The sequence below is a fragment of the Candidatus Accumulibacter vicinus genome (assembly GCF_000584955.1).
Lineage (GTDB): Bacteria > Pseudomonadota > Gammaproteobacteria > Burkholderiales > Rhodocyclaceae > Accumulibacter > Accumulibacter vicinus.
Genome location: NZ_JDSS02000019.1, coordinates 358,552 through 365,840, shown reverse-complemented (window position 1 = coordinate 365,840; position 7,289 = coordinate 358,552). Strand labels below are relative to the sequence as shown.

Below are 7,289 nucleotides of genomic sequence, written 5' to 3'. Positions count from 1 at the left end.
GATACGGCGGTCAAGATCGCGGATATGACCACCAAGAACGCGCAGTTCAATGCGTCTGCGACCCTGAACGCTGCGGAGCGAAACCAGCAGGCAGATCTGACCGTTCGTGACTTCCGGCTGAAAGCGATTCTCGGAGAACTGCACGCCTTGGCGCAGATGGCAACGGCGCTGTTCAACAACCTGCATGTCAGCTCCAGTACGGAGTACAGAGTTCAAGGAAATGACGGCACTTGACCTTGTCGCGGAGAATCGCTCCATGAGAGAAATCACCATCACCAATCTGGTCAGCCTCGCCCCTTCCTGCGCGACGGGAATTGTCAACGGAATTGTCAAATACCAACATTTCATTGAGCCGGTTGCCACCTCCGATCTTGCGATGTGCCACTTCATGGCGCAGCTCGCCCATGAAAGCGCCGGGTTTCAGACCACGCGCGAGTTTGCGTCTGGCAAAGCTTACGAAGGCAGGAAGGACCTCGGGAATGTGCAACCGGGAGACGGACAGCGGTATCGGGGGCGTGGCCTGATCCAGACGACCGGGCGGGCGAACTATCGGGAAGCCCGCGACGACATCCGCAAGATCGTTCCCGACGCGCCTGATTTCGAGCAACAGCCGCAGGAGCTGGAGAAATTCCCGTGGGCGTTGCTGTCGGCAGTCTCGTACTGGACGCGCAGGAAGATCGGAGAACTTGCCGATCGGGACGACCTTGTTAGCGTCACTGCTGCAGTGAACGGCGGGACAAACGGGCTGGAGGACCGGAAACGCTATCTGAAGCGGGCAAAGGGAATATGGGCACTTGAACGGCTGGATAAATCGCGGCCGGTTCTGCGCGTTGGGGACAGCGGGGATTGGGTGAGCAAGCTCCAGACCGCACTGCTGAAGTTCGGCTATCGGGTGGTGGTGGACGGGGTGTTTGGCGAACACACCAAGTCTGCAGTCGTCTATTTCCAGAACGGTCGCCGGCTGATCGCTGACGGGGTGGTCGGGAGCCTGACCTGGGATGCGCTGAGGCGGTGAATGGTCTTCCTGAGATTGACCAATCATGCCAGGATTCCTTAGCGGATTGGGCAATGGAGCAGACCGGGATGAAAAGGAAACAGGCGCGGCGGTGCATGGCCGACGGGGGCGTGATTCGGGAAACGCCGGAACAGATGCTGGCGAGGATGAACGCCAAGTATGGGCTGGGGGATGCCGGGAAATCTCCCGCGCCACAGCCTTCTACGGATCAGACGCAGAGGCCGGCAGCCTCTCCGCAACCTCCTGCGCAAGGCGGCCTGATGGGCAAGACGACCGATGCGATCGGCCGGCGCAACGAGGAACTGAAGAAGGCGGCAAACTACGCTCGCGGCGGCATCATGCCGGTAGTGGGCGCCGGCACAGGAACCTCGGACAGCGTTCCTGTTGTGGTGGCCGGACAGGACGTGCGATTGTCGAACGGCGAGGGCGCGGCCATTCTTCCTGCCAGGACGATGAGTAACCCGGCGGCGGTGCAGGCGGTTGAAGGGATCATCGAGGCGACGAACGGAAAGCCGCCGGTCAGGGGGGCGAGAGGGTTGGCCTACGGCGGGATTCTCGGCCAGCAGAACCAGACCGGAATCAGCGGAGTCTGGCGTACCGGCAACAGCTTCACGCAGACGGATTCCGGGCCATCCATCGTGACTCCTTCCGTCGCAGCAATGCCTTATCCGGCAGCAGCACAACCCGTTTCCGCGCAGCCAGTCCCGACCCAGGCGACGACAACGAACATCGTCAGGAACGGAAACAGCTTCTCGGCGGCGCCGCCGTCGCTATCTTCGCAGGCGTTGACATCGCCAGCCGGTCAGCCGGCGCCCGCGGCCGGGCCACTGGTCGGCCAGGCGCCCCCAGTCCAGCCGACTGTGCAACAGCCTTCTCCCGCGCCGGCCCCCCCGACTACAGACGCCTACGGCAACAGTCTGGCGCAGACACAGCGGTATCAGAAACAACTCGATGAGTTGCAGAAGGGGCCTGAGAACCAGGTCATGAAACTGGCCGCTGGCGGCGTGATTGATCCGGAAGAGGAGAAGCGACGCAAGGCCCAAGCGCCAACCGCACAAGAGGTCTATGGGCCAGCTTACCGAGGCATCGCCGGCGCGTTGAGTGGTGGCACGGCGACTACGCCAACCTCTGCGCCGACCGCGCAAGAGGTCTATCGCGGTGTGTCGGCAAAGGGACTTGTCGATGCGGTCACGCCCAAGAACAATCTGGCCAGTCACCCCATTTACAGCGGCGTATCGGCGCAAGGAATGATCGACGCAGTGATGCCGGGAAGTGGTCAGGCCCCGGCGCCGGGCGCTCAATCGGCACCGCAACCCCCGGTTGTCGCGCCTGCCACCAATGCTTTGCGGCGGCCTGTTGCCATCTCGGCACCTTCCCAACAGACTCAGACTGCGCCGCCAGAGGTCATGTCCTTGTGGGCAGGGATGGACACGCGGGACGAGCGAACCGGGCTTGAGCAGGAGCGTGCAAGAGTCGCCGCAGGACGCGGACTGGCAGACGAGATCCGGGCCTTCAACGGCCCAAGCCTGATGACTTCGGCGCTGGTGGGCGACGGTCGCAAACCAGATCCGGCCCGAGGAGCGCAACAATCCACCGCGAGGAAGATCGACAATAGTGTGGCAGCGCAGGTTCCTTCTACGACGCAAAGCGATGCCCGGAAGATCGACCTTGCCATGCCGGCCCATGTGCCGGCGCTCGGTCCGAAGACCACCGGCAATGCGCGCTTCAATCCAGAGTCTGGCACCCTGTCCTTCACGCAGCCCGGATTCGACCCGACCAAGCAGTCCTTCGCGCCGGGCACCGGCGCCATCAGCAACACCGCCGGCAAGACGATACTGCTCGCGCCATCAGGGATTGCCGGCGCGGTGCAGCAGCCCCATGGCGCGGTGGATGCCTACGGCAACAGCACGGCACGCACCGACCAGATGAAAGCGGAGCTTGCTCAGTTGCAGGCAAATGGCAGCCAGGCAGACGGGCCGCGCGTGTCGATGCTGCAATCCCTTCCGCTTGAACAAGCCGGGCGTGATCGCTTCGCGCAATTCGTGCGGCAGTCGGATGCCGACCGCCTTGCGCAGGATCTGGCAACGGGCGGCGGCAATGCCCGGACCAACGCCGGGAAGATCGCCGCACTGCATGCCATGCGCGGCGGGATTGCGGACGAGTTGGGCCGCAATGCGCAGAGGGATGTGGCCGGCATTCAGGGCGCCCATCAGGCGGTCATCGAAAATCTGCGCGGCCAGAACCAACTGGCGAACACTCGGCTGGCTGGGCAGAACCAGTTCGCGACCACTGGTTTGGCCGGGGAGAATGCGCTCGCGGTCGAGAACCTTCGCCAATCCGGTCCGGAGAAAGCGCTGTCTGCACTCAAGCTGCGGGGAGAAGTAGAAGACGCTTCTGCGAAACGATCGGCGACCAATGCCCTTCAGTCGGCCATCGACTCCGGAGATCCCAGCAAGATCAGTACAGCGTGGAAGAAGGGGATTGCTGCGGGAGTGGTCAAGCCGGAACAGGGGCAAGTGGATAGCTACAAGCCGATTACCGACCCGATGACCGGCGAGGTGAAGGGCGCATTCAACACCAGAACCGGGCAGGCAATTGGATCGTCGCCGATTACCAGCAAAGATGAAGTCGCGCGTGCCCTTGCCACAGGGAAAATCACGAAAGAAGAGGTCGCGAAACGCATTGTCGCGGCAGGGGGGAATCCCAAGGATTACGGTTTGTAAGGGGTTGGCATGGGGCTTTTTGATGACGTTCTTTCACAAAATCGAACGACAAACGCGGGTAGCGGGTTGTTTGATGATGTTCTTGGTGAATCATCGCCGAAGTCGTCCGCTCTCAGGCGCGGCATTGCCGACCCGGCGATCAGCTTGCTCAAGGGGGCGATCTCGGTTCCGGAAGCGGTTGTCGGACTGGCCGATATTCCAACACTTGGCCTTGCCGGAAAGGCGGCCGAGGGGATCGGCTTCCGGCCGAAAGAAGCCAAGGCGGAACTCGACACGTGGTACTCACCGGAGCAGCAAGCGGCAAACCGCGCCGTTCAAGAGGCCAAAGGGTTCGTTCCAACCCTGCAGGCGGCCGTTCAGAATCCGTCGGTCATCGGGCATACGGTCGCGGAGTCTGTTCCGTCGATGCTTGGGGGGGCCGCGATTGCCAGAGGCTTGCTGGGTGCGGGAGCGGGGGCATTGTCCCGCGCAGTCGGACCGACGGCGGCGCCGATCATTGCCGGGGCGGCCGGCGAGGGCATTGTGGGCGCCGGCCTGTCGGCCGAGCAGATTCGACAAGAAACGCCTGAAGGAACGCTCTCTCCTGGGCAGTCTGCCGCAGCCATGGCATCGGGTATCGGAACGGGTCTAATCGGCGCAGCAGGCGGCGGTATGGCGCGGAAGCTTGGGTTAAGCGATGTGGACACCCTGCTGGCCGGTGGCACGGGCGTTTCTGGAACCCGCAAGTTGCCGGCGCGAGTTCTCGGCGGGGCCGTCTCAGAAGGCGTGCTTGAGGAAATGCCGCAGTCCGCACAGGAGCAGGCATGGCAAAACGTCGCTCTCGGCAAGCCGGTGATGGAAGGGGTTCCGGAGCAATCGGCTCTCGGCGGATTGGCCGGTACGGCAATGGGGATGGCGGGAGGGTTTGTTCCGGCGCATAAATCGGCGCCAGGCCCGCTGGAAAAGGCGGCGGCCATCGGGGAAAAGACTGGCGTGAACGAGATGAAGCGCCAGGAGCAAGCCCTCTCTTTGACAGGAGTCGAGAATGAAGTCTCGCAAACGGGAATCCAGAATCAAGGCAACTCGGAAGTTTCGGCAGGTTCGCCATCGGGCACTGAGGGAACAGAGCAGACGGATATCGCTATTGGCGCAGGATCTACGGAGCCATCAGGCGCTTCCTTGGGAATCGGAGATATTCCCGCCCAACCGACCGATGTAGCGCCGGCCACCCTATCGGGGCCGGCCACCACTGCACCACAAGACGAATCTCAGGCGGCCGATGTTGAGCCGCCTCCACTGAATACGCCCGCCGCGCCGGAGCCCCTCTCCTCTCCGGTATCCACTGTCGCCACCTCTCCCCAAATCCTCCAGGCAGAGTCGGCGGGCGTTCCCACTTTGACCACAGAAGGAGTTTCCAGTAATGCCCCTCAGACCCAAGAAGCCGTCTCGCCAGCGCCGGGACGAAAGGAAGAGCCCGCCACGGTATCCGGTGCCGGTGAAGTAACGCCTTCTCCTAGCGAAAACTCGGCGGCGTCGGATCTCGCAAAAGACATTGGCGCACTCTCCCTGCAGGCAGCCAGGCTGCGCGAGTCCGCATCGCTCGCTATCGGACAGAAGCGCGTCGCACTGAATGCGTTGGCGAGCCGGATGGAGGCGGCGGCCGGCGAGATTGCGAGAATAGCGAATAGGAAACCGGCACCCGCTGAGGAATCATCGGCGGTTCAACCTGCACGGAAAGGGGTCGACCTCTCCACGCGAACGGACGGCCAGCTCGCCTTCTTGGCAAGAAGCAAAAACCCGAAGGTGAAAGCGCTGGCGGACGCGGAGATTGCGCGGAGAGAAGGGGGTCCTCAAGGCGTTGCGCCTGTTGTCGCCAACGAGATCCCTTCTGACGTGCCACAAGCCGAATTGAGTGTTACCGGCAATCAACAAAATGTACCCGGCGACATTCCAACGGACATTTCCGCGCCAAAATCCCCGCCCGCAGAGACAAACCAATCGACGACGGAAGCTGTCAGTAAAAAACCAAAGGCAGTACAAAACAACCTCCCGCCAATTGCCCGCCGTGATGATCTGGTGGGCGCCATCATGCGCGTCACCGGCGGCGATGGCATCCACTCGTCCATGGCGCCCGATACTGTCGGCGACAGCGCGAACCGGGCGACCAAGCTGCGCGGACTATTCACCAAACGAGGGACTATCGACCTTGGCGACGTAGCCATGCGGTTGCGCGAGGATGAGAATTTCGATGTGCGCGACGGCGAACCCTTGTCTGAGATGATCCGGCAGGCTTCGTTCGGAGAGGTGCCAGTCAGCATGGCGCGGCAAGAGCGTGACGCCGATGCGGCCAAGGAAAAAGAGCACCGTGACCGCATCCTGGAAAAGGCGAAGAAGTACGGTGTCAAGGCAGTTGGCGTCAAGTTCTCGGATCTCGAATCGCGCGTCTTTGCTATGATGGACGCTCGCAACAAGAAGGCCGTCGCGGCGCTTGATGGTCGCGCGCAAAAGCGGTTTGAAGCTGCGATGTCCGAGTCGCAGAATGCCTTGTCGGACGACGAACTGGACGCCGTTCTCGCCGATCTGTCCCAGCAAGGCATGTCGCCGAGAGACTTTTGGAACAAGGCCACGGCCACCGTGCTGAAGATGGCCGAAGAGGCCAGACAAGAAAGGGCGCTCGATGCAGAACCAACCACCGAAGAACCCTCATGGTTCGCAGACTTCCCCGACGAATCAGGAAATCGATCGACTGGTAGCGGAAGAGAGAGTCAGCCAGTCGATCAAGCGCCTTCGCAACCAGGGCTTGAACTTGCCGGACAAACCGCAGACGAACTCGCCAAGCAAGAAGCCGAACGCGTAGCAGCGGAGAAGGCGCAGAAAGCGGACAAGGCCCAGGCAGAGGCGGACGAGAAGGCAGCAACAGGCCGTAAAGCGATCAAGCAGGCCAGCGATGCGGCTGCGAGCACGTTTGAGCTGGGCGGCGATGCGATGGCGAACCTGACCGGGCAGGTCGACATGTTCGCGACCGTTGCCACTTCCAAGCCCGCTGCCGCTCCGATCAAGCCAGAAGGCGGCCCGGAAGATGCTGCCCAAGACCGGCCAGACGGCGCCCACGTTTTCCTGAAAGCCCCTGACGGGACCGTTGATTTCGGCGAGATTACGCCTGCGATGGCGGAAAGCATGCGCCGGCAGCCGGGCAAGATTCGTCTGGAACAAGGTGACGGATCCTATGGGTTGCAACACATCGAAGATCGCCACGGGGCGCAAATCCGATCTCTCGGATACCCGTCTGTAGAAGATTTCGTTTCCGACGCCGTGAAGCACATTTCTTCGATCTGGTTGCCGACAAAGACATCTCTGATGGTCGCGCTGCAGGCAGAAGGAAAAAGAAAGGCGGTGTTCATTGAACTGAAGCCGTCTGAGCGCGGAGACTTCTACACCGTAAATACGGCCTTCCCCGTGGGTCCGCACTATTCAGAGAATAAGGGGTGGAAACTGCTTTGGAGTGGGGCGTCCGTTCCCACTGTTGCGTCCGGCGCTCACCCGCTTGCTGAGTCGCCGCCGGATGCCGGCGC

The 7,289-nt window shown here is 62.0% G+C and carries 3 protein-coding genes and 1 pseudogene; all 4 read left to right on the top strand.

The annotated features are described in order from the left end of the window. Nucleotides 1-234: hypothetical protein (locus CAPSK01_RS08030; protein WP_273703313.1), on the top strand; the 234-nt coding region annotated here is incomplete at its 5' end. A gap of 22 nt (nt 235-256) precedes the next feature. Then, a complete protein-coding gene (locus tag CAPSK01_RS08025) occupies nt 257-1,015 on the top strand; it encodes a peptidoglycan-binding protein (RefSeq protein WP_273703312.1) in 759 nt (252 codons plus the stop codon). A gap of 68 nt (nt 1,016-1,083) precedes the next feature. Continuing rightward, nucleotides 1,084-3,738, top strand: coding sequence for a hypothetical protein (locus CAPSK01_RS08020; protein WP_273703311.1), 2,655 nt, complete (start codon nt 1,084-1,086; stop codon nt 3,736-3,738). 9 nt (nt 3,739-3,747) lie between these two features. After that, nucleotides 3,748-7,289 (top strand): annotated as a pseudogene (locus CAPSK01_RS08015) (hypothetical protein); the annotation flags it as partial.

Excerpts from the sequence above, each read along its gene's own strand:
- CAPSK01_RS08020 (WP_273703311.1), top strand. The coding sequence starts at position 1,084 with ATGAAAAGGAAACAGGCGCGGCGGTGCATGGCCGACGGGGGCGTGATT.
- CAPSK01_RS08025 (WP_273703312.1), top strand. The coding sequence starts at position 257 with ATGAGAGAAATCACCATCACCAATCTGGTCAGCCTCGCCCCTTCCTGC.